The organism is Arthrobacter sp. B055-34 (genome assembly GCF_059090425.1).
This window is the reverse complement of record NZ_JBNHFQ010000010.1, coordinates 107,451-127,776: the sequence shown is the minus strand read 5'-3', so window position 1 is coordinate 127,776 and position 20,326 is coordinate 107,451. Positions and strand designations below refer to the sequence as shown.

Here is a 20,326-nt window from a genome sequence, read left to right as displayed (position 1 = left end):
GCTATGGCCTCAATTCAATGACCGTCTTACCGATCCGGATGGGTGCGCCGGGCTCAACCGGCAGGGCGCGTGTCAGCTGCGTTTCCCCCAAGTAGGTTCCGTTGGTGGAACCCAGATCCTCGATAAACCAGCGGCTGCCCTGCGGGAACAGCCTGGCGTGGCGGCCGGACGCATAATCGTCTTCGAGCACGAGCGTTGCTTCCTGCGCCCTGCCCAGCAGGATCGGGCTGGCGGCGAGGTCAAGCGTCTTGCCCGCCAGGGGTCCTTCGACGACGATCAGCTTGCGCGCCTGAACGCGTGGCGCTGTGGCATGCTGCTCGGCCAGGTCCGGATTCTTGCGGACCTGCCGTGCCGTCGGGGCGCCGGTCTTGTCCTTTTTGCCGATCATCAGGTCTCGGCGCAGTGCCGAGATGATGCTGATGATCAGGAGCCAGAGCAAGATGAGGAACCCGAAGCGCAGGGCGGTTACTACCAGATCGTCCATCAGGCCCCGCCGCCCCGTGCCGGCAGCAGACGGAAGGTAATGCGGGTGCGGCCCATCGTAATCACGGTCCCGTCAGTCAGGTCCTCCTGGCCATGGATGCGCTGGCCGTTGACGAAGCTGCCGTTGGTGGAGCCGAGATCCACGGCAGTGGCGGATCCACCTTCAGTACGGATTTCAAGGTGCTTGCGGGAGACTCCGGTGTCATCGATGAGGATGTCCGCTTCGGATGACCGGCCGAGGACGATGGAGGGCGCGTTCAGTGAATAGCGCTGGCCTTCGATTTCCAGCACCGGCTGGAGTCTGGTCGGTTGGCGGGCAGGTGCCGCCGGTGTACTCGGCCTGCGCGGCTGGGAGGCCTGCGCAGCTCCTGACTTTTCCGCCGAGGAGTCGATTTCAAAATCCCCGGGCTTGAGTTCGTCGTCCTGATTGAAGGAAACGCGTACTGCACCCTGCAGCGTGTACTTCTGGCTGTTCACGTGGTTGATCACCACGTCGCACAGTTCTTCTGCAAGGGTGGAGCCCCATTGCTGGGCCATCGCATAGTCCGAACCGCTGAGCCGGATCTCGAATACATTGGGGGCAAGCGTGCGTCCCTGGGCCAGGGTGATGGAGCGGTTGTCGAGCTCGCGGCGCAGGCGGCTCGCGATTTCCACCGGCTGGACCTGGCCCTTTCCGCCGACCGAGAAGGCACCGCGGACCATCTTTTCGATGCCGCGTTCAACGTTATCCAGTAAGCCCACTGGCTGCCTCCTCTCCTTGGTATAGCGGTCCGCGCATGCCTCAAGGGCACGCCCGTAGGACGATTATCCACTTCGATACTACTTGCGACTGGTCCAAAAGGCTTTAACGCTAACGTTTCCCCGCCACCGAAAGTTGCCGCACAGTGGCGAAGGTCACCTTGTGCACTTGTGCCCCTTTTTCCGTCTCCGGCAGTGTTCCAGAGCGAGCGGCCGCGTTCAACTTGAGGCATGTTCCGCTGCCGTCCCCGCCAGAAGCCTTGTGTTTCAGCGGATGTAAGGGCGCGGCTGCTGTGCCTTCGGGCAGCGATGCGTCCGTCGCAACCCCCGCTTTTGGCGGGTGAAACCGCCGATTGGGAATTTGGACAGGTTTCAGGCTAGTATTGATCTCGCTGTTCTTGCAGGAAACGATCTGCAAGGAAGTTGCGCGCGAGTGGCGGAACGGCAGACGCGCTGGCTTCAGGTGCCAGTGTCCGAAAGGGCGTGGGGGTTCAAATCCCCCCTCGCGCACGCAGAACATCAGCCCCGGTCTTCGGACCGGGGCTGATGTGTTTAAGCCACGCCCCGCGTTGACCCTCCCGCGCCTTCCCCGTGACGCTGCGGCCGGGGTAGTCTTCACGGCATGCGTATCAAAATGTGCAGCATCCATGTCCAGAATCCTGCCGAGGCGTTCAAGTTCTACACGGAAACACTGGGTTTCGAGGAACTCATGGCGATGCCGGAACACCAGCTATTCATCGTCAAGTCACCGGACGAGGGGCAGGGCACCGGCCTCCTCTTGGAGCCGAGCGACAACCCAATCGGCGAGGCCTACATGAAGGGCGTGTATGACGCCGGCATGGCGGCCATTGTTTTCGGCGTTCCCGATGTGCAGGCGGAATACGAGCGGCTCACGTCTAAGGGTGTGAAGTTCACCGGCGAACCGGAGTCGGATCCCAGCGGTTCGATGTCGGCCGTCTTCGACGACACCTGCGGAAACCTGATCCAGCTCCACCAGGACTGACAGCCGTCCGCCGCCCCTCCGTCCGCGGCAGCCGAACGGAGGGGGTGCGGTGCAGGCTACTTGGCTTTCTTGGCCTCGTCCTTCTTGGCCTCGTCCCTGAGGCGCAGCTCCTCGGCGCGGACGGCGGCGAAGGAAGCACGCTCGGCGACCAGCCACTGCGGCGGGTTTTGCAGCAGCTCGGTGATTTCCGCCGTCGTCAGCGGTTCGGTAACCCCGCCGCGGGCGAGGCCGCTGATGGACACATTGAGTTTCCGGGCCACCTCGGGCCGGGGATGCGGACCGTTGCGGCGCAGTTCTTCGAGCCACTGCGGCGGATTGGACTGCAGTTCGCTGAACTGTTCGCGCGACACCGGGTTGTCCTGGAATTCCTGCGGGGCGGCCGGGAGGTAAATGCCCAGCTTCTTGGCTGCCGTGGCAGGTTTCATGGACTGGGAGGATTTCGCGCTTGTCATGGCTCAAGCGTAACTGTCTTGGGCTAAGGTGTTGAAGAGCTTGGTGCGGGCCCTCGCTGGGACCGCCTGCGCGCCTGCGCCGGCAGAGACGAAACGTCGGGACAGGCCGGCCAGAAGGAGCCGCATGGATGCACAAGTACCGCCGCTGCCGGCCTTGAGAATCGCGATCGTGCCCGGCGTGACACCAGGGAAGTGGGTCCGGCGCTGGGAAGAACGCGTTCCGGACGTCCCGCTCACCGTATCCGCTTGTGAAGAAGCCGAGCAGGCCGCCGTCCTGTGGGATGGCCGGGCGGATCTGAGCTTTGTACGCCTGCCGGTGGACCGTGAAGGTCTGAGCGTCATCCCCTTATATACAGAGGTGCCGGTGGTGGTCGCGCCGAAAGACCACGACATAGAGCTTTACGACGACGACGTGCCGCTGGCAGAGCTGGACGGCCAGAACTTCCTGGACCCGGTGGAAATGGGCGGAGCCAAGACCGGCGTGGAAGTGGTGGCCTCCGGAGCCGGACTGATGATCCTGCCGATGTCCGTGGCGAGGCTGCACAACCGCAAAGACGTGGTCTACAAGCCCCTGTCGGGCGCTCCCGAAACGCAGATCGGGGTGGCATGGATTACCGAAAAGACTAACGAAACCGTCGAGGAATTCATCGGGATTGTCCGCGGCCGCACGGCCAATAGTTCCCGGCAGCCCTCCGCCCAGCAGGAGGCCGGACAGAATGACGCCAAAGCGGGGCGCAAGCCTGCCGGCGGAAGCGGCGGCAAGGCCGGGCAGGTAAAGGGAAGCCAGGCCAAGGGAGGCCAGCCGGCGGGCAAGGCCAAGGGCGGCTCCGGAAAGGGCACCTCCGGTAAGAGTGGCTTGACGAAAGGCCGGCAGCCAAAGGGCGGGCCGGCAAAGGGCGGCAAGCCGAGGGGCAAGGGCCCTCGCAAGGGCGGCCGCTGACCCGCCGGTGCCCGGGGGCGGAGGCTGGCGGGCTTCGCATTAGGGTGGAGCTATGACTTCACCCGAGATCCCCGAACACCTTGACGACGCCGAGCTCGCCGCCTGGCTGGTGCGCTCCGCGGGTACGCTGGCGGCAGGAATGCGCGCGGCCGTGGTTACCTTCGAGGAAAAGACGAGCATTTCCGACGTCGTCACCGCAGCGGATCACGCGGCCGAGCAGCTGGTGGTGGAGACCCTGCGCCGGGTCCGTCCCGACGACAGCATCCTTGGCGAGGAAGGCTCCAGCCACACAGGCACGTCCGGCCGCACCTGGGTGATTGACCCGGTGGACGGGACCTACAACTTCTTCACCGGCGGCACCTACTGGTGTGCGGCCATCGCCCTCAAGAACGACGACGGCGGCCTGCTCGGTGCCATCTACCACCCCGCCGAGGATGCGCTGTGGATCGGCGGGGACGGTCTGCCGACTACCCGCAACGGCGTTCGGACCGGGGAGGCCATGAGTGCGCCGTTGGATCAAAGCTGCGCGTCCGCGTACCTCCACCACACGTACCTCCGGGATCCTGCCGCGGCGGAGCCGTACATGGAGGCCGTGCTCGGCGCCGCAACGTACCGTACCTGGGGGTCGGCGTCTTGTGAGCTGGCGGCGACTTCGGCCGGCATCTTCGGCGTCTGGTTCCAGCAGGGCCTGCCGGAATGGGACTGGCTCCCGGGCAAAGCCCTCGTGGAAGCGGCAGGCGGGGACACCGCCGTCGTACATCTTAATGGTTACCGCTGGTATGTAGCCGGCGGAAAAGCGCAGGTGGCGGACGCCGTCGCGCTGTTGCAGAGCCGGGCTTAGCCCGAAAGATCCGGAAGGGAATGCCCATGGAGAAGACATACGAAACCATCCAGCTGGAATGCCTCGGCGAACTGGCCACCGTGGTGATCAACCGGCCGGAGGCGCTCAATGCGCTGAGCACGCAGGTGGTGGCCGACCTGACCCAGTTCGTGGCGGACGTCCAGTCGCCCGAAGGCGCCGAAGTGCGCAGTATCCTGATCACGGGATCGGGGGAGAAGGCGTTCGCGGCGGGCGCGGATATCCGGCAGATGGCCGACATGACTCCGGCCCAGGCCCGGGACTACAGCGCCGGCATGCAGGATCTGACGCGGTCGCTCGAACAACTGGCCATTCCCGTGATGGCGTGCGTGAACGGTTTCGCGCTCGGCGGCGGACTGGAGCTGGCCATGGGCTGCGACTTCATTTATGCCACGGCAAACGCCAAGTTCGGCCAACCGGAAGTGAGCCTGGGCCTGATCCCCGGCTTCGGCGCCACGGTGCGCCTGCCGCACCTGGTGGGGCTGGCCCGTGCCAAGGAGCTGATCTACACCGGGCGGATCATCGGGGCCGAGGAAGCCTACCGGGTCGGATTGGTCAACGCGGTGTTCGACAGCAAGGACGATATGCTCGACGCCGCCGCGGCCACCTGCCGCGAGATCGCCGGAAAGTCCCCGGCCGCCGTCGCCAACGCCAAGCGCACTGTAGACGCTGCCGCCGGTCTGTCGACCGCAGAGGGGCTGGTGGTGGAACGGAAGGCGTTCGGGGCTGCCTTTGCCACCGAGGACGCCCGGATCGGAACCAAGGCTTTCCTGGCCAAGGAGAAGCCCGAATTCACGGGGAAGTAAGCCGGGCAGCTCCCGGTGGAGGAAAGCCTCTACCCAATAAGTTGACATATCAACTAATTAGCGGTCATACTAGATGCAAACGCATGATTATCTCTGGGGGGCATCCCAGCATCTACGCCTAGGAGGCACCGTTATGGCTTTTGAACTCACTCCCGGAACCTGGAACCTGGATACGTCCCACACGGAGATCGGCTTCGTGGTCCGCCACGCCGGTATCAGCAAGGTCCGCGGCCAATTCACCGAGGCCGACGCCACGCTGGTGGTCGGCGAATCCCTGGCTACGTCCTCGGTGGAAGCCACGGTCAAGACGGCGTCCTTCGACTCGAACGACGACAACCGAGACGGCCACGTCAAGAGCGCCGACTTCTTCGACGTGGAGAAGTTCCCGCACATGACCTTCAAGGCCAACCAGGTCCAGGGCACGCCGGAGGAGTTCAAGCTGGGCGGCGAGCTGACCATCAAGGACACCACCAAGCCGGTGACGTTCGACGTCGAGTTCGGCGGCATGGCCGTGGATCCGTTCGGCTCCACCCGCGCCGGCTTCTCCGCCAGCACCCAGATTTCCCGCAAGGAATTCGGCATCACCTGGAACGCAGCCCTCGAAGCTGGCGGCGTGCTGGTGGGCGACAAGGTCACCATCACGGTCGACGCCGCGTTTGTGCTGCCGGCCAACTGATCCGGCAGCATCCGCCGGCGATGCCGGCCCATTGAGGCGAACGCCCGCTCCCAGTCAGGGGGCGGGCGTTCGTTTTTGCGGTACGCCGCACCAGATTCTCAGCAGTCTTACTACTTCGTTGCCGGTACTGGTCATGTTATGTACCGTTGGAAATAGGCGGCCACTCCCTGAAGCCCGACGGTTTCACGTCAGTTTCCAACTGGAAGAGGATGATCATGGCAAGTGTCAATGAAACGATCGATGTGGCCGTCCCGGTGTCCATGGCCTACAAACAGTGGACCCAGTTCGAGTCCTTCCCGCGGTTCATGCATGGGGTCCAGTCCGTCCGGCAGCTCAGCGACACCACAAACCACTGGACGGTGAAGGTCGCCGGCGTCGAGCGTGAATTCGACACCGAGATCACCGAGCAGCATCCGGACCAAAGGATCGCTTGGAAGAGCACCGACGGTACCAGCCACGCGGGCGCGGTTGATTTCGACCGCCTCGACGAGGGGCACACGCGAGTCACCGTCCAGCTGGACTGGGACCCGCAAACGTTCGTCGAAAAGGCTGGAGCCGCTGCCGGCGCCGACAAAATGCAGGTGAAATCCGACCTGAAGCGGTTTAAGGAGTTCGTTGAAACCCAGGGTTCCGAGACTGGAGCCTGGCGCGGCAATGTGGACCGCCCCGGTGATGCATCGACCGGACTTTCCGGGAGTGCCGGGGCCGCTGCGGCAACGGGTGCGTCCACGGCTGGGCCCGGCGAGAAAGACAATAGCCTGGGCAGCCGGGATTACTACGGCGGCACCGGGGCCGGCGGGTTTCCGCCGGGAGGCACCAACAAGGACGATCTGCCGATCGAAGATCCCGCCGCCCGGTCGGACAAACCGCTCCTGGATGATCCGGCACTTGGCGAGACCTCGAAGGTTCCGCTCCAGGATGTCCCCGGCGGGACGCTGAATGACCCGGACAACGAGCCCGATCCGGATACCGATGAGACGGGGCGGAATGCAGCAGGGCGCTGATCCGCCCCGCCGCGGCCACCAAAAATGGACCGCTGAAAGAAGAAGGTTGGAAGATGGCCAAGATCGAGCAGACAGTCGACATTGCGGCCCCGGCTGCCGAAGTCTACCGCGAGTGGGCTAGGTTTGAGGCGTTCGGGATTTTCATGCACGGCGTGGTGCGGGTCATTCGCGAGGATGATGTGACCCACCACTGGACCACCAAGGTTGGTGGCGTCCGGCGGGAGTTCGAGACGAAGATTACCGAGGAGCTACCGGGCAAGCGCATGGCCTGGGAAACCGTGGAAGGCGTGCCGCATCAGGGCGCGGTGGAGTTCCTGGAACTCGATGCCGGCCTCACGCGGATGGTCGTGCGGATCGACTGGCATCCGGGGTCGGTGCTGGAAAAGGCCGGGGCCACTCTGGGCTCGGACCACCGCGAGGTGCGCAACGAGCTGTGGCGGTTTAAGCAGTATGTGGAGACAGGGGGCTCGGAGACCCATCATCCTGCCTCCGAGCACGGCCTGGGCAGCCGGGACTACTATGGCGGCACCGCCGGCGGCGGGTTCCCGCCGGGATACACAGAGCAGCACGACATACCGGTGCAGGATCCTGCCGCAGGCAAAGACCAGCCGGCCGGCGGCAGTCCGGAGACCGGAGAGTCGACGGAGGCCGAATCTAGCGGGCGCTGATTCTTTCCACCGACTCGATGCCGCGCTCCGAGAGCCGCTCGGAGATCGGGGCGCTCTTGGCCGATTTGGCCGCAGCAGCCTGGCCTTCCGGGCTGAGCACATACTCGGCGAAGGTCTTGATCAGTTCGATCTTTTCCGGATCATCGTAGGTTGTGCACCAGACGTGGTAGGACACCAGCAGCAGCGGGTAGGCGCCTTCGGCCGTGGTGGTCCGGTCAAGTTCCAGTGCGAGGTCGTACTCCGGGCGCCCCTCTGCCGGTTCGGCCTCGTCGAGGGCGATGGCCGCGCCCTCGGAGCTGACCGGCACATAATCGTCGCCGACCTTGAGGTTCACTTTGCCCAGTGGAGGTCCGACCGCAGAATCATCTGCGTACGTCACTGCGCCTTCGGTGCGGGCGACCATGCTGACCACGCCGGTGTTGCCCTGGGCGTTTTCCGCAACGAATTCCGAGGGAAAGGCGTCGCTGGGTTCGGCCGTCCAGACATCCGGAGCCACGGCATGCAGGTACTCAGTGAAGTTTTCGGTGGTTCCGGAATCATCGCCGCGGCTCACCCGCGTGATGCGCAGATCCGGCAGTTCCACTCCGGGGTTCTGTTCGGCGATGGCCGGGTCGTTCCAGTGCGTGATTTCGCCCTTGAAGATCCCCGCTATCGTAGCGGCGTCCATGTTCAATTCAGTAATGCCGGGCAGGTTGAAGCCGACGGCGATGGGGGAGACATAGGCGGGGACGTTGAATGCGCCTTCGGGGCCGCAAACTTCCTTGGCGCGTTCCATCTCCTCGGCGTCGAGGTAGGCGTCCGATCCGGCAAATTCCACGGCGCCGGCGAGGAACGCAGTCCGGCCGGCCCCGGAACCATCCGGGGAGTACTGGACCTGCGCCTTGGGATGAAGCAGATTAAAGCCTGCGCGCCAAGCATCCATCGCCGCATTCTGGGCGGACGAACCGGCGCCCGAAAGGGTTCCGGTTAGATCGGATCCGTGCTCGGCCGCTGCTTCCTGCTCCGGCCCCAGAGGATAGTCGGAGCCGCAGGCCGTCAGGGCCAGCAGGGCAGCAGAGGTCAGGGCCAAGGTGGGAAAAAGTCGGGGAGCCATCCTCTTTAGGGTAACCGGGAACGAATCGTGCACAAAGATGGCTCCCTCCGACGCCGGATAGGGCGGGCGGGTTTCTTGCTCACTTCCTGTCCAGATCGCGTGTGGCCGGGCCTTCCAGCACCGCGCCGTCGGCGCTGAAACGCGAGCCGTGCAACGGGCAGTCCCAGGTGCATTCGGCGTCGTTCCAGGAGAGCACTCCGCCCAGATGCGTGCAGACCGCGCTCACCCGCCGGGTAGTGCCGTCCACGGTGCTCACTCCCACCGGCCGGGCATTGTCCCGGACCACCGTGCCCTGGCCTTCCGGCGGCGCCGTTTCCGAGGTGCGGACGAGTCCGCTGAGCCAGCCGCTCACCAGTTCCACCCCGACGGACGCGTTGGTCTGCACCGTGGAGAAGGCATCGTGCGGGGCCACCCGCGTCTTGTACAGCTCCCTGGCCCAGGGTTTGGCCCCTTCGAGGATCAGTGAGGTCAGCGACAGCGCGGCCGCCACCGAATTGGTCATGCCCCACTTGTTGTAGCCCGTGGCCACATAGATGCGGTCCTCGGCGAAGGACAGCTTGCCCACGTAGGGCACGGCCCCGTCCGGTTTGTAGTCCTGCGCGGACCAGCTGTGGGTCAGTTCGGCGCCAGGAAAGGTGTTCTGCGCCCAGCGGACCAGATCCTCCAGCTGCCCTTTGGTGTGGTGCTGCCGACCCACGCTGTGGCCGTTGCCGCCCACGATCAGGACCTGCCGGCCGGCGCTCTCGGCGGTGCGCAGGGACCTGGCGGGGGAATCGATCGACAGGTACATGCCCTCGGGAATCTGCCCGGGCACATTGAAGGCGGTGGCATAGGACCGCTGGGGTTTGAGCAGGCCGAAATGGCCGCCTCGGTTCAGGATGGGCGTGCCCGTGGCCAGGACAACGTGGTCCGCGGTGACCTGGCCGGCCTCCGCGTGGACGGTCAGTTTGCGGCCAGCGCTGCCGCCGGCAGCTTGCTTGGATCCCGATGTTCCCCGGGTGCCGGTGACGTTGGTGACGCGTACCCGTTCCACCAAAAGGCCGCCGCGTTCGCGTAGTTCCGCGGCGAGCCCGGCGAGCACCTGAAGCGGGTGGATCTGGGCCTGGCCAGGCAGCCGGATGGCACCGGCGATCGGAAAGGGCAACTCCGCAGCGGTGTCCACGAACTCCACCCCGAGACCTGCTTCGGCGCTGGCCTCCAGCTCCTTTTTGAGGTCTTCGGTGCCTTTGTCAGTGTTGGCATAGGTGTAGGCATCACGGCGCTGGTAGTCGATTCCGTGCTCTTCGCAGAAGCGCAGGAGCCAGGACTGCCCTTCGCGCTGGGCATCCACATAGGCGCGTGCAGTTCCGGCGCCGTGGTGCGAGCTGATGCTGGTCATCTGGCGGCCCTGCAACAGGGAGACCTTTGCGGTGGTGTTGCCTGTGGTGACGGCCCCGGTGCTGCGGGCCTCCAGTACGGCAACCCGGTGCCCGGCCCGTGCCAACAGGACCGCGGTGGTCAAGCCGGTAATGCCGGCTCCGACAATCACGCTGTCATATTCGGTGCCAGGCTCGTAGGAATCCGAGGCGATGTCCGGCGCCGTGTCTAGCCAAAGGGATTTCATGGTGATCCTTTCCGCTGCTAACTCCACCCCACCTTGTTGCGTGAGTTCCGTCAAGAGATCAGTAAGCTTACTTTCAATACTGACCGCAAAAGAGGTTTCGGAGGCCGGCTACGTTATGAATACCGCTGTACTGATCATCGACATGCAGAACGCCTATTTTGAGGATCCCGCCCTGGGAGAACGGCGGGGGCAGCTGGTCGATGCCTGCAACCACCTCATCGGACAGGCGCAAAAGGCCTCGGTCCCCGTGTTGATGGTGTGCACCGAACACGAGCGGGATAAATCCACCTGGACCCTGAGCATGCTCGAAGACAACCAAGGCTTCATCTTCTCCGGCAGCGAGCAGGCCGGGTTCCTCCCGGGGCTGCGGTATGAGAATCTGCCGCGGATGGTCAAGACGCGGGACAGTGCTTTCCAAGGCACCGACCTGCTGCTGCGGCTACGCAATTTCGGAGCGACGCAGTTGGTGCTGGCCGGCGTTTCCATCCATAACTGCGTGGGCCAGACCGCAGCTGACGCCTTCGCCAACAACTTCAAGGTGGTCTACGCCGCGGATGCCATGGCCTCGAACAAGGACGACTACGGACACATGGTGCGCAAGGTACTCAGCGAGGAATACCGCCAGCCCATCCTTGATGCTGCAGGAGTGGACCGGCTGCTGGCCGGCGGGGAAGCGTAGGTCCGCCCCCGGCTCTGGTCTGCGATGCAAATGCTCAGTAGCCTGAGAATCGACGCCAACTACTGCAGGAGGTAACGGACATGGACCAGGAAATCCACCGCCGGATCGAAGAGCTCATCGAAGAGGAGCAGCAGCTCCGCGAGGGCGGCACCGTGGACAACGAGCAGGCAGAGGCGCGGGCAAGGGAGCTGGCGCGGCTGGAAGAACAGCTGGACCAGTGCTGGGACCTGCTCCGCCAGCGCCGGGCCAAGCGCCGTGCCGGCGAAGACCCCGATGAGGCTCAGGCCCGCCCGGTCGAGGAAGTGGAGGGTTACCGCCAGTAGGGAACGTACGACGCCGGCACCTGAGTTCCGCAGCAACGGAACCCAGGTGCCGGCGTCGTTAGCTTCTTGCTAGGCGCCCTTTTTCGCCTTGGTTTTCGCCGAGGACGTCTTGGAGGCGGACTTCGCGGCCGGTTTTTCCTTGGTGTCCTCCGATTTGGCCGAAGACTTTGAGGCGGACTTGGCGGCGGCCTTAGGCTTGGATTCCGCCGACTTCTTGCCTTCGCGGTTCTTCTCGACGCTGCGGCGCAGGGCCTCCATCAGGTCCAGGACCTTGCCGCCTTCTTCCTCGCCCTCTTCGCCGAAGGTAGCCTCGGTGTCCAGAGTTTCGCCCTGCTCGAGCTTGGCCTCGATGAGCGTGCGCAACTGCTCCTGGTACTCGTCCGTGAAGTCCTCGGGCTTGAAGTCGCTGGAGAAGGATTCCACCAGCGCCGCGGACATTTCGCGTTCCTTCGCGGAAACGCGCACGTCTTCTTCGAGCGCGGGGAACGCGGCCTCGCGGACCTCGTCCTCCCAGAGCAGCGTCTGCAGCATCAGCACATCGCCGCGGACGCGCAGCGCGGCCAAGCGGGTTTTCTGCCGCAGCGCGAACTTCACCACCGCGGTCCGGTCCGTGTCTTCCAGCGTCCGGCGCAGCAGCACATAGGCCTTGGTCGATTTGGAATCCGGCTCCAGGTAATAGCTGCGGTCGAACATGATCGGGTCGATCTGGTCGCTGGGGACAAACTCCACCACGTCGATCTCGCGGTTCTTCTCCACCGGCAGCGAGTCGAGGTCCTCGTCCGTGAGCACCACGGTCTGCTCGCCGTCGTCGTACGCCTTGTCGATGTCCTTGTACTCGACGATCTCCCCGCACACCTCGCAGCGGCGCTGGTACCGGATCCGCCCGCCGTCCTTTTCGTGGACCTGGTGCAGCTTGATGTCATGGTCTTCCGTGGCGCTGTAAAGCTTGACCGGGACGTTGACCAGGCCGAAAGCGACAGCCCCTTTCCAGATGGCTCTCATGGATCAATACAACACCAAGCATGCTGGCAATTACTAGCCATCGGCCACAATATTGGCGAGACTAACCCTATGGCCCAGACAAGCTCCAGCCAGCGCCAGCTGGTCACGGTGGACGGACACCGGCTGAAGCTGACGAGCCTGGACAAGGTGATTTACCCCGAAACCGGCACCACCAAGGCCGAAGTTCTGGACTATTACTCGCGGATCGCGGACTACCTGATTCCGCACGCCGCACACCGGCCGGTCACCCGCAAGCGCTGGGTCAACGGGGTGGGTACGGCGGACAAACCGGGGGAGGTGTTCTTCCAAAAGAACCTGGAGGAACACGCCCCGTCCTGGGTCAAGAGCCACGCGATCGAGCACAAGAGCGGGACCAACGTGTACCCCATGGTCAATGATCTGGCCACGCTCACCTGGCTGGCGCAGATCTCGGCGCTGGAGATCCACGTTCCGCAGTGGAAGTTCGGGCGGCGGGGCAAGATCAACAATCCGGACCGTCTGGTACTGGACCTGGACCCGGGGGAGGGCGCCGGACTGGCCGAATGCGCCGAGGTGGCGCGGCTGGTCCGGGCGGTGCTGACCGGGATGGGGCTGGATCCGCGGCCGGTCACCAGCGGCTCCAAGGGCATCCACCTGTACGCCGCGCTGGACGGGAAACAGACCTCGGAGGAGGTGTCCGCCGTCGCGCATGAACTGGCGCGGGTGCTGGAGGCTGACCACAAGGACCTGGTGGTCAGCGACATGAAAAAGACGCTGCGCAGGGGCAAGGTCCTGCTGGACTGGAGCCAGAACCACTGGAACAAGACCACCATCACCCCCTATTCGCTGCGCGGGCGCGCCCATCCGATGGTGGCCGCGCCGCGCACATGGGAGGAACTCGACGACCCGGACCTGGCGCACCTGGACTATCTGGAGGTGCTCGAGCGTGTCGGCGAGCTGGGGGACTTGCTCGAAGGCATGGGTTCCGGGACCGCTGACGAGGAATCACTGGCCGAGGCCGTGGAGGAAGCCGGGGAGGACCAGGCAAACAACGACGGCGGTGCGCGCCGATCCGGGGCGGCTCACGGTTCCGACCGGCTCACCAAATACCGTTCCATGCGCGACCCGGCCAAAACGGCGGAACCCGTCCCGGAGGCTCCGCCTGTGGACCGCGGCGGCAACACCTTTGTCATCCAGGAGCACCACGCCCGGCGGCTGCACTACGACTTCCGGCTCGAGCGCGAAGGGGTCCTGGTGTCCTGGGCCGTGCCGAAGGGGCCCCCCACCAGCCCGGGCAAGAACCACCTGGCCGTCCAGACCGAGGACCACCCGCTGGAATACGGCAGCTTCGAAGGCACCATTGCGAAAGGCGAGTACGGCGCCGGCGAGGTCTACATCTGGGATTCGGGCACCTATGACCTGGAGAAGTGGCGGGACGGCAAGGAGGTCATCGTCACCCTGCACGGCAAGGAGGGCGGCGGGCTCAGCAAAGACGGCGGACCGGAGGCGCCGCGGCGCTATGCCCTGATCCACACCGGCGGGGAAAAGGGCGAGAACAACTGGCTGATGCACCTGATGAAGGACCAGAAGCCGGGGACCTACCGGAAAGGCACGCCGCACGAGCGCCAGAGCGATGACCTGGCCAAGGAGGTCGAGCCGGCGTTCATTAAGCCGATGCTGGCAACGCAGGGCTCCGCGGCGGACATCACCGCTGAACACCAGTGGGCGTTCGAGATGAAGTGGGACGGCATCCGTGCCATCGCCATCATCGAGGACCGCGGCGTCCGGCTGATCAGCCGCAACGGCAACGACCTGACCGCCGGCTACCCCGAACTGGCGGACCTGCCTGACCGGGTGCACGCGGAGACGGCAGTGCTGGACGGGGAGATCGTGGCCCTTAATAAGGCGGGCCGCCCGGACTTCGGCCTCCTGCAGACCCGGATGAAGCTGACCAAGAAGCGCGAGATCGACCAGGCCGCGGCGCGGACCCCGGTCCACCTGATGCTTTTCGACCTGCTGCAGCTCGACGGCAAATCGCTGCTGCCGCTGGAATACTGCCAGCGCCGCGAGATACTGGCACAAGCCGTGGACGCCGGCGGCGACGGCCATATCCAGGTGCCGCCGGACCTGGACACCTCGCTGCAGGACGCCGTGGACACCAGCAAGGAACTCGGCCTTGAAGGTGTGATGGCCAAACGGGTAGACAGTACATACGCGGACGGACAGCGCTCAAGGAGTTGGATCAAGATCAAGAACCAGTTGACGCAGGAAGTGGTCATCGTGGGCTGGCGGCCCGGCAAGGGCAGCCGGGAACGCAAGATCGGCTCGCTGCTGGTGGCCATTCCGGACGGCGCGGACCTGCGCTACCTTGGCCGCGTCGGCTCCGGCCTGACCGAGCGGGACCTGGCGGCCGTGGGGGCGCGCCTGAAGAAGATGGCCCGCAAGACCCCGCCACTGGACGACGTTCCCGCCGCCGACGCCTCGGATGCGCACTGGGTCCGGCCAGCCCTGGTGGGCGAGGTGCAGTTCAGCGAACGGACGGAAGCCGGAAAGCTGCGCCATCCCGTCTGGCGCGGTTTCCGCCCGGACAAGAAACCATCCGACGTCGTGGTCGAGGTCTGATCCAACGCCCGCACCACCGTCGCGATGACACCGCCCGGCACCACCGCCCCGAGGAGGCTCCATGACTGAGAACAACACAGTGCTGACCACCAACCCGGGCGCGGACCAGCGCAGCCTTGACGGCGTGGAGCTGTGGTGGCGCGCGGCCAACTACCTCTCCGCCGGGCAGATCTACCTGCGCGACAACCCGCTGCTGCGCCGGCCGCTGGAACCGGAGGACGTGAAGGCGCGGCTGCTCGGGCACTGGGGCACGACGCCGGGGCTCAACTTCATCTACGCCCATCTGAACCGCGTGATCGTCGAACAGGACCAGGACATCCTTTTCGTCACCGGTCCCGGCCACGGCGGCCCGGCCAACGTGGCGAACGCCTGGCTGGAGGGGACCTACTCGGAGATCTATACCCACGTGGGGAAGGACGAGGACGGACTGCGGGAACTGTTCAAGCAGTTCTCCTACCCGGGCGGCATTCCCAGTCATGCGGCGCCGGAAACCCCCGGCTCCATCAATGAAGGCGGGGAGCTCGGCTACTCCCTGGCCCACGCCTTCGGCGCCGTGTTCGATAATCCGCAGCTGATCGCGGCCTGCGTCATCGGCGACGGCGAAGCGGAAACCGGGACGCTGGCCACCAGCTGGCACTCGAGCTCGTTCCTCGACCCGGTGCAGGACGGCGCGGTGCTGCCCATCCTGCACCTGAACGGGTACAAGATTGCCAATCCCACCGTGTTGGCGCGGATGCCGCAGGAGCAGCTGGCCGCGCTGCTGACCGGCTACGGGTACGAGCCGATCTTCGTCACCGTGCAGGATCCGCGGGACACGGTGCGCGCCCACGAGGAATTCGCGCACGCCCTCGAGCAGGCCCTGGGCAGCATCCGGCAGATCCAGGAGCAGCACCGGTCGGAGCAGGCAGCGCCGTCGGAATTCGCCCCGCGCTGGCCGATGATCGTGCTGCGGTCGCCCAAGGGCTGGACCGGGCCCGAAGAGGTGGACGGCAAACCGGTGGAGGGGACCTGGCGGGCGCACCAGGTGCCGCTGTCCGAGGTCCGGACCAACCCCGACCACCTGGTCCAGCTGCAGCGCTGGCTGCAGTCCTACCGGCCGGATGAGCTTTTCGACGGCGAGGGCCGGCTGCGTGCGGAAATCGCCGGCCTCGCGCCGCAGGGCGACAAGCGGATGAGCGCCACGGCCTATGCCAACGGCGGCCGGCTCCTGCAGGACCTGAAGCTGCCCGCTTACGGTGGGCACGCCGTCGTCGTTAATCAGCCGGGAACCGAGCGCGTGAGCCCGATGAAGAATCTGGGGTCGTGGCTGCGCGAAGTGGTGCGGCTGAATCCGGAGAACTTCCGGATCTTCGGCCCGGACGAGACCGCCTCGAACCGGTTGCAGGACGTCTACGAGGCCACGGACAAGGTCTGGCAACAGCGGCTCGACGAGGTGGACGAGCATCTGGGCCGGGCCGGCCGGGTGATGGAAGTGCTCAGCGAAAACCTCTGCCAGGGCTGGCTCGAGGGTTACCTGCTGACCGGGCGGCACGGCGTGTTCAACTGCTACGAAGCGTTCGTGCACATTGTCGATTCCATGTTCAACCAACATGCCAAGTGGCTTCAGGTGCACCGTGAACTGCCCTGGCGGCAGCCGGTCGCATCGCTGAACTACCTGCTGTCCTCGCACGTCTGGCAGCAGGACCACAACGGCTTTTCGCATCAGGATCCGGGCTTCATCGACCACGTGATGAACAAGAAGCCCGAGGTGGTCCGGGTCTACCTGCCGCCGGATGCCAACACGCTGCTCGCCATCACCGAGCACTGCCTGCGCTCCCGCGACTACGTCAATGTCATTGTCTGCGGGAAGCAGCCGTCGCTGACCTGGCTGGGCCCGGAGGATGCCCGGAACCACTGCGAACGCGGGATCGGGGTTTGGGACTTCGCGGGCAGCGAGCGTCCGGGCGAGGAACCGGACGTGGTCCTCGGCTGCGCTGGCGACGTGCCTACCGTGGAGGCCGTGGCTGCGGCCGCGCTGCTGCGCGAACAGATACAGGAGCTGAAGGTACGGCTGGTCAACGTGGTGGACCTGATGCGCCTGCAGGATGCCAAGGAACATCCGCACGGCCTGGAGCACCGGGATTTCGACCGGCTGTTCACAACCGACAAGCCCATCATCTTCGCGTACCACGGCTACCCCTGGCTGCTCCACCGGCTGACGTACCGGCGCACCAACCATGGCAATCTGCACGTCCGCGGCTACGTCGAGGAAGGAACCACCACCACGCCGTTCGACATGGCCATGATGAACCGGATCGACCGCTACCAGCTGGCCATCGACGTCATCGACCGGGTGCCTTCCCTGGGCTCATCCCGCACCGGACTGCGCCAGCAGCTGCAGGATCTGCGCATGCAGTCGCTGCGGCACACCCGCGAATTCGGCGAGGACCCGGACGCCATCAGCGAGTGGATGCTGCCGGCCCAATAATTGTTAAAGGTTTCCGTAGCCTTACCCCTGTCAAATGAACCATGAATGGCTACGCTGTTAGCCAGGGGATTAAATTCTGTTGGGGGAGAAGGCAGACGGACCATGGGGAGTCTATTTAAGCCGACTATCCGCGATGTCGCGGAAAAGGCCGGCGTATCACTGGCGACAGTGTCATATGTGCTGTCCGGCCGCAGCGGCGGGTCAACACGGATCAGCGAACCCACCAAAGAGCGTGTCCTCGAGGCGGCCAAGGAACTGGGTTATGTGGCCAACAGTGCGGCACGCGGTATGCGCCGCGGGCGCACGGACACAATTGCCGTGGTCATCGAGAACATGGAGTCGCCGTGGGACCGCGCCCTGGCGGAAACAGCCAACCGGATCCTGCCGGCCCACGGCTACCGGGTGGTGATCCTGCTGGGGCAGGAGGCCTGGCGGAACTTCATGCTCTCCGGCGGCGCCGACGGCGTGATTCTCGGTTTCAGCACCGAAACCGAGGACGAAACCCGGACCATCCTGGACCTCGCCAAACGCGGCGTGGCCCAGGTGGTGGTGTCCCAGTTCCTCGAGCCGCAGGGCTTCGATGTGCTCTCGGTGGACGCCGCCGGCGGGATTGCCGAGGCAGCCGAGTACCTGGGCGGCCGGCATGAACGGATCGGCGTGATCCACCGGGGAACCTCGGCCCCGGGTCCGCGCGGCACGCGGCTGGAACTGTTCCGGACCGCCCTGGCACAGAACGGCGTGCAGCTCGATGACTCGCTGGTCCGTGCCTCGGGCGGGTCCTGGCGCACAGCCTTCCAAAGCGCGCTGGAACTGCTCTCGCTGCCCGAACCGCCCACCGCATTCTTCACCACGGCTGATCTTGAGGCACTGTGCGTCTCGGGGGCGGCTACCTGGAAGGGTCTGGAAATCCCGGACCAGCTGGAGATTATCGGCGTGGAGAATTCGCAGCTGGGGAAGAACTCGGACCCGGCCCTGAGCACGGTGGGCCCGGATCCTACCGAGCACCTGGCGGTGGATCTGCTGCTGGCCCGGCTGAAGGGCGAAGCCGGCGAACAAGGCCGCAAGGTTCCGGTGCCGTGGAAGATGCGCTTCCGCGGGACTACGCAGCGGCAGGACGCCGAGTCGGGCAACGGAGACAACGGAGTTGTGAGCACCACGGCCGCCACTTAGAGTCCTGCCTATGGACTGCACCAGCTACAGCTACGGACCGGATTCCAGCCAGTACGGCCAGTTGTACCTGCCCGCGCAGCGCACACATGACGCCGTCGTGGTTATTATCCACGGGGGCTACTGGCGTTCCCGCTATGGTCTGGCCTTGGGCGAGCCGGCGGCCCGCGACCTGGCCTCGCGCGGCTACGTGTGCTGGAACCTCGAATACCGCCGCGCCGGCAACGGCGGCGGCTGGCCCGAAACGTTCGACGACGTGGCGGCCGGCATCGATCTGCTCGCCGAGCTGGGTGCCCGGCTGGCGCTGCCGGTGGAGAACGTGGTGGCGCTGGGACATTCGGCCGGCGGACACCTGGCCGTCTGGGCGGGCGGCCGCGCGGCATTGCCCGCCGGCGTGCCCGGAGCGGATCCGGCGGTCCGAATTTCCGCGGTGCTGAGCCAGGCCGGTGTGCTGGACCTGCGGCGGGCATGGGAACTGGGCCTGAGCGATCAGGCAGTGGAAAACTTCCTGGGCTGCGGCCCGGACGATGATCCGCAGCGGTTCCGCCGGGCCGATCCCCTCCAGCAGGTCCCGCTGGCCGTCCCGGTCTACGCGTTCCACTCGGAGGCCGACGACGCCGTGCCGGTGGCCTTGTCCGAAAACTATGTGGCCGCGGCCCGGGCAGTTGGCGGCCGCGCGGAACTCGTCAGGGTTTCCGGGGACCACTTTGACATCATCGACCCGGCTTCGGTGGCCTTCGAAAAGATCCGCGCCGTGCTTCAGACCTTGGGGTAATGCCCGGCCCCACCCCTGCCGCGGACCGGCGCGCTCTGCTACGTTGACACTGTGCTGACAGTTATCGGTGAGGCCCTGGTCGACGTTGTTTCAAGCGATACTTCTGCTGAGCGTGTCCACGTAGGCGGCAGCCCGCTGAACGTCGCGGTGGGGCTGGCGCGGCTGGGCCAGCCGGTACAGTTCGTTGGGCGGTACGGCCGCGATGACCATGGCGCCCGGATCCTCCACCACCTGCGCTCCAATTCGGTACTCACGCCGCTCGGCGCCGATGGTGGGCCGACCAGCGTTGCCAAGGCGACGCTGGACCGGACCGGCGCCGCGCACTACACGTTCGACCTGTTGTGGGAACTGCCGCCGCTGGAGACGGCCCTGCCGAGGTTGCTCGAGGAAACGCTCTGGCTGCACACCGGTTCGATCGCCGCCATGCTCGAGCCCGGGGCGCACACTGTGCTGGCCACGGTCCAGCGCGCGCATCCGCGGGCCCTGATCAGTTATGACCCGAACTGCCGGCCCACCCTGATCACCGACCGGGACTTCGCCCGCCGGCAGGCCGAGAAATTCGTGGCGCTGGCCGATCTGGTCAAGGCCTCCGAGGAAGACCTCCGGTGGCTCTACCCGGATCGTCCGGTGGAGGAATCGGCGCGTGAATGGCTGTCCCGCGGACCGGGCATTGTCGTGGTGACCAAGGGAGCCCTGGGACCGTGGGGCGTGGTGCGCGACGGCGCGGCCGAATCCCCGGTGCCCGAGGTCGAGGTGGTGGATTCGGTCGGCGCGGGGGACTCCTTCATGGCGGCGCTGCTGGCGGCCCTGATGGAGCGCGGGCTGGCCGGTTCCCGGAGCCGCGAGCACTTGCAGAACCTGTCTGCCGATGTTCTGCGGGAGATCCTGGACTTCGCGGCCAGTGCTGCCGCCGTCACGGTTTCACGCGCCGGTGCCAATCCCCCCAGCCGGAACGAACTTGCCCGCTGAATCATCGGGTGACGCATA

General features: G+C 65.5%; 20 protein-coding genes and 1 tRNA gene. 15 read left to right on the top strand and 6 right to left on the bottom strand.

Features of this window, described 5'->3' with window-relative positions; all coding sequences use genetic code 11:
* Position 1 precedes the first annotated feature (1 nt).
* Both AC5RWO_RS18010 and AC5RWO_RS18005 read right to left on the bottom strand, forming a co-directional pair.
* Positions 2–484: an FHA domain-containing protein FhaB/FipA gene (locus AC5RWO_RS18010; protein WP_498732874.1), complete on the bottom strand. Its 483-nt coding sequence runs from the start codon at positions 482–484 to the stop codon at positions 2–4.
* Positions 484–1,224 (bottom strand): FHA domain-containing protein, encoded by a 741-nt coding sequence (locus AC5RWO_RS18005; RefSeq protein WP_498732873.1) that lies wholly within the window; start codon positions 1,222–1,224, stop codon positions 484–486. Before AC5RWO_RS18005 ends, AC5RWO_RS18010 begins: the two co-directional genes overlap by 1 nt.
* A gap of 424 nt (positions 1,225–1,648) precedes the next feature.
* Here AC5RWO_RS18005 and AC5RWO_RS18000 point away from each other — a divergent pair.
* Positions 1,649–1,731 (top strand) — tRNA-Leu (locus tag AC5RWO_RS18000).
* A 112-nt stretch (positions 1,732–1,843) separates the two neighbouring features.
* On the top strand, positions 1,844–2,224 hold the full coding sequence (locus AC5RWO_RS17995; RefSeq protein WP_498732872.1) for a VOC family protein: 381 nt from the start codon (positions 1,844–1,846) through the stop codon (positions 2,222–2,224).
* Positions 2,225–2,280: 56 nt separating this feature from the next.
* Here AC5RWO_RS17995 and AC5RWO_RS17990 read toward each other — a convergent pair whose 3' ends face one another.
* Complete coding sequence (locus tag AC5RWO_RS17990) at positions 2,281–2,676, bottom strand: DUF5997 family protein (RefSeq protein WP_498732871.1); 396 nt, start codon at positions 2,674–2,676, stop codon at positions 2,281–2,283.
* Positions 2,677–2,800: 124 nt separating this feature from the next.
* Here AC5RWO_RS17990 and AC5RWO_RS17985 point away from each other — a divergent pair, with 124 nt between their 5' ends.
* The 6 genes from AC5RWO_RS17985 (at position 2,801) to AC5RWO_RS17960 (ending at position 7,629) form a co-directional block, all read left to right on the top strand.
* Entirely contained in the window at positions 2,801–3,616 is an 816-nt protein-coding gene (locus AC5RWO_RS17985; RefSeq protein ID WP_498732870.1) for a LysR family substrate-binding domain-containing protein, read from the top strand.
* Between the two features lie 52 nt (positions 3,617–3,668).
* Positions 3,669–4,457 carry an inositol monophosphatase family protein gene (locus AC5RWO_RS17980; RefSeq protein WP_498732869.1) on the top strand — a complete coding sequence of 263 codons (789 nt, stop codon included), beginning with the start codon at positions 3,669–3,671 and terminating at the stop codon, positions 4,455–4,457.
* 26 nt (positions 4,458–4,483) lie between these two features.
* Positions 4,484–5,281, top strand: coding sequence for an enoyl-CoA hydratase/isomerase family protein (locus AC5RWO_RS17975; RefSeq protein ID WP_498732868.1), 798 nt, complete (start codon positions 4,484–4,486; stop codon positions 5,279–5,281).
* Between the two features lie 133 nt (positions 5,282–5,414).
* Complete coding sequence (locus tag AC5RWO_RS17970) at positions 5,415–5,957, top strand: YceI family protein (RefSeq protein ID WP_498732867.1); 543 nt, start codon at positions 5,415–5,417, stop codon at positions 5,955–5,957.
* 215 nt (positions 5,958–6,172) lie between these two features.
* Positions 6,173–6,961 (top strand): SRPBCC family protein, encoded by a 789-nt coding sequence (locus tag AC5RWO_RS17965; RefSeq protein ID WP_498732866.1) that lies wholly within the window; start codon positions 6,173–6,175, stop codon positions 6,959–6,961.
* 53 nt (positions 6,962–7,014) lie between these two features.
* Positions 7,015–7,629, top strand: a complete 615-nt coding sequence (locus AC5RWO_RS17960; RefSeq protein WP_498732865.1) for an SRPBCC family protein — start codon at positions 7,015–7,017, stop codon at positions 7,627–7,629.
* Here AC5RWO_RS17960 and AC5RWO_RS17955 read toward each other — a convergent pair.
* A complete protein-coding gene (locus AC5RWO_RS17955; protein ID WP_498732864.1) occupies positions 7,616–8,722 on the bottom strand; it encodes a phosphate ABC transporter substrate-binding protein PstS in 1,107 nt (368 codons plus the stop codon). The two genes, AC5RWO_RS17960 and AC5RWO_RS17955, sit on opposite strands and share 14 nt — an antisense overlap.
* Before the next feature lie 79 nt (positions 8,723–8,801).
* Positions 8,802–10,325: an FAD-dependent oxidoreductase gene (locus AC5RWO_RS17950; protein ID WP_498732863.1), complete on the bottom strand. Its 1,524-nt coding sequence runs from the start codon at positions 10,323–10,325 to the stop codon at positions 8,802–8,804.
* Positions 10,326–10,440: 115 nt separating this feature from the next.
* On the opposite strand from AC5RWO_RS17950, the gene AC5RWO_RS17945 reads away from it, so the two are divergent.
* Complete coding sequence (locus AC5RWO_RS17945) at positions 10,441–11,004, top strand: cysteine hydrolase family protein (RefSeq protein WP_498732862.1); 564 nt, start codon at positions 10,441–10,443, stop codon at positions 11,002–11,004.
* 80 nt (positions 11,005–11,084) lie between these two features.
* A complete protein-coding gene (locus tag AC5RWO_RS17940; protein ID WP_498637262.1) occupies positions 11,085–11,327 on the top strand; it encodes a DUF2630 family protein in 243 nt (80 codons plus the stop codon).
* Between the two features lie 69 nt (positions 11,328–11,396).
* Here the strand turns inward: AC5RWO_RS17940 and ku are convergent, their stop codons facing one another.
* On the bottom strand, positions 11,397–12,329 hold the full coding sequence (gene ku / locus AC5RWO_RS17935) for a non-homologous end joining protein Ku (RefSeq protein ID WP_498732861.1): 933 nt from the start codon (positions 12,327–12,329) through the stop codon (positions 11,397–11,399).
* Positions 12,330–12,398: 69 nt separating this feature from the next.
* Between ku and AC5RWO_RS17930 the strand changes: the two genes are divergently transcribed.
* The 5 genes from AC5RWO_RS17930 (at position 12,399) to AC5RWO_RS17910 (ending at position 20,308) form a co-directional block, all read left to right on the top strand.
* Complete coding sequence (locus tag AC5RWO_RS17930; protein WP_498732860.1) at positions 12,399–14,930, top strand: ATP-dependent DNA ligase; 2,532 nt, start codon at positions 12,399–12,401, stop codon at positions 14,928–14,930.
* Between the two features lie 61 nt (positions 14,931–14,991).
* Complete coding sequence (locus tag AC5RWO_RS17925; RefSeq protein ID WP_498732859.1) at positions 14,992–17,397, top strand: phosphoketolase family protein; 2,406 nt, start codon at positions 14,992–14,994, stop codon at positions 17,395–17,397.
* Positions 17,398–17,499: 102 nt separating this feature from the next.
* Positions 17,500–18,567 carry a LacI family DNA-binding transcriptional regulator gene (locus AC5RWO_RS17920; protein ID WP_498732858.1) on the top strand — a complete coding sequence of 356 codons (1,068 nt, stop codon included), beginning with the start codon at positions 17,500–17,502 and terminating at the stop codon, positions 18,565–18,567.
* 10 nt (positions 18,568–18,577) lie between these two features.
* Positions 18,578–19,339, top strand: a complete 762-nt coding sequence (locus AC5RWO_RS17915) for an alpha/beta hydrolase family protein (RefSeq protein ID WP_498732857.1) — start codon at positions 18,578–18,580, stop codon at positions 19,337–19,339.
* Between the two features lie 51 nt (positions 19,340–19,390).
* Positions 19,391–20,308, top strand: coding sequence for a carbohydrate kinase family protein (locus AC5RWO_RS17910; RefSeq protein WP_498732856.1), 918 nt, complete (start codon positions 19,391–19,393; stop codon positions 20,306–20,308).
* Positions 20,309–20,326 lie beyond the last annotated feature (18 nt).

Excerpts from the sequence above, each read along its gene's own strand:
- AC5RWO_RS17940 (WP_498637262.1), top strand. The coding sequence starts at position 11,085 with ATGGACCAGGAAATCCACCGCCGGATCGAAGAGCTCATCGAAGAGGAG.
- AC5RWO_RS17965 (WP_498732866.1), top strand. The coding sequence starts at position 6,173 with ATGGCAAGTGTCAATGAAACGATCGATGTGGCCGTCCCGGTGTCCATG.
- AC5RWO_RS17960 (WP_498732865.1), top strand. The coding sequence starts at position 7,015 with ATGGCCAAGATCGAGCAGACAGTCGACATTGCGGCCCCGGCTGCCGAA.
- AC5RWO_RS17945 (WP_498732862.1), top strand. The coding sequence starts at position 10,441 with ATGAATACCGCTGTACTGATCATCGACATGCAGAACGCCTATTTTGAG.
- AC5RWO_RS17975 (WP_498732868.1), top strand. The coding sequence starts at position 4,484 with ATGGAGAAGACATACGAAACCATCCAGCTGGAATGCCTCGGCGAACTG.
- AC5RWO_RS18010 (WP_498732874.1), bottom strand. The coding sequence starts at position 484 with ATGGACGATCTGGTAGTAACCGCCCTGCGCTTCGGGTTCCTCATCTTG.
- ku (WP_498732861.1), bottom strand. The coding sequence starts at position 12,329 with ATGAGAGCCATCTGGAAAGGGGCTGTCGCTTTCGGCCTGGTCAACGTC.
- AC5RWO_RS17950 (WP_498732863.1), bottom strand. The coding sequence starts at position 10,325 with ATGAAATCCCTTTGGCTAGACACGGCGCCGGACATCGCCTCGGATTCC.
- AC5RWO_RS17985 (WP_498732870.1), top strand. The coding sequence starts at position 2,801 with ATGGATGCACAAGTACCGCCGCTGCCGGCCTTGAGAATCGCGATCGTG.
- AC5RWO_RS17990 (WP_498732871.1), bottom strand. The coding sequence starts at position 2,676 with ATGACAAGCGCGAAATCCTCCCAGTCCATGAAACCTGCCACGGCAGCC.
- AC5RWO_RS17970 (WP_498732867.1), top strand. The coding sequence starts at position 5,415 with ATGGCTTTTGAACTCACTCCCGGAACCTGGAACCTGGATACGTCCCAC.
- AC5RWO_RS17915 (WP_498732857.1), top strand. The coding sequence starts at position 18,578 with ATGGACTGCACCAGCTACAGCTACGGACCGGATTCCAGCCAGTACGGC.
- AC5RWO_RS17925 (WP_498732859.1), top strand. The coding sequence starts at position 14,992 with ATGACTGAGAACAACACAGTGCTGACCACCAACCCGGGCGCGGACCAG.
- AC5RWO_RS17920 (WP_498732858.1), top strand. The coding sequence starts at position 17,500 with ATGGGGAGTCTATTTAAGCCGACTATCCGCGATGTCGCGGAAAAGGCC.
- AC5RWO_RS17980 (WP_498732869.1), top strand. The coding sequence starts at position 3,669 with ATGACTTCACCCGAGATCCCCGAACACCTTGACGACGCCGAGCTCGCC.
- AC5RWO_RS17955 (WP_498732864.1), bottom strand. The coding sequence starts at position 8,722 with ATGGCTCCCCGACTTTTTCCCACCTTGGCCCTGACCTCTGCTGCCCTG.
- AC5RWO_RS17995 (WP_498732872.1), top strand. The coding sequence starts at position 1,844 with ATGCGTATCAAAATGTGCAGCATCCATGTCCAGAATCCTGCCGAGGCG.
- AC5RWO_RS17930 (WP_498732860.1), top strand. The coding sequence starts at position 12,399 with ATGGCCCAGACAAGCTCCAGCCAGCGCCAGCTGGTCACGGTGGACGGA.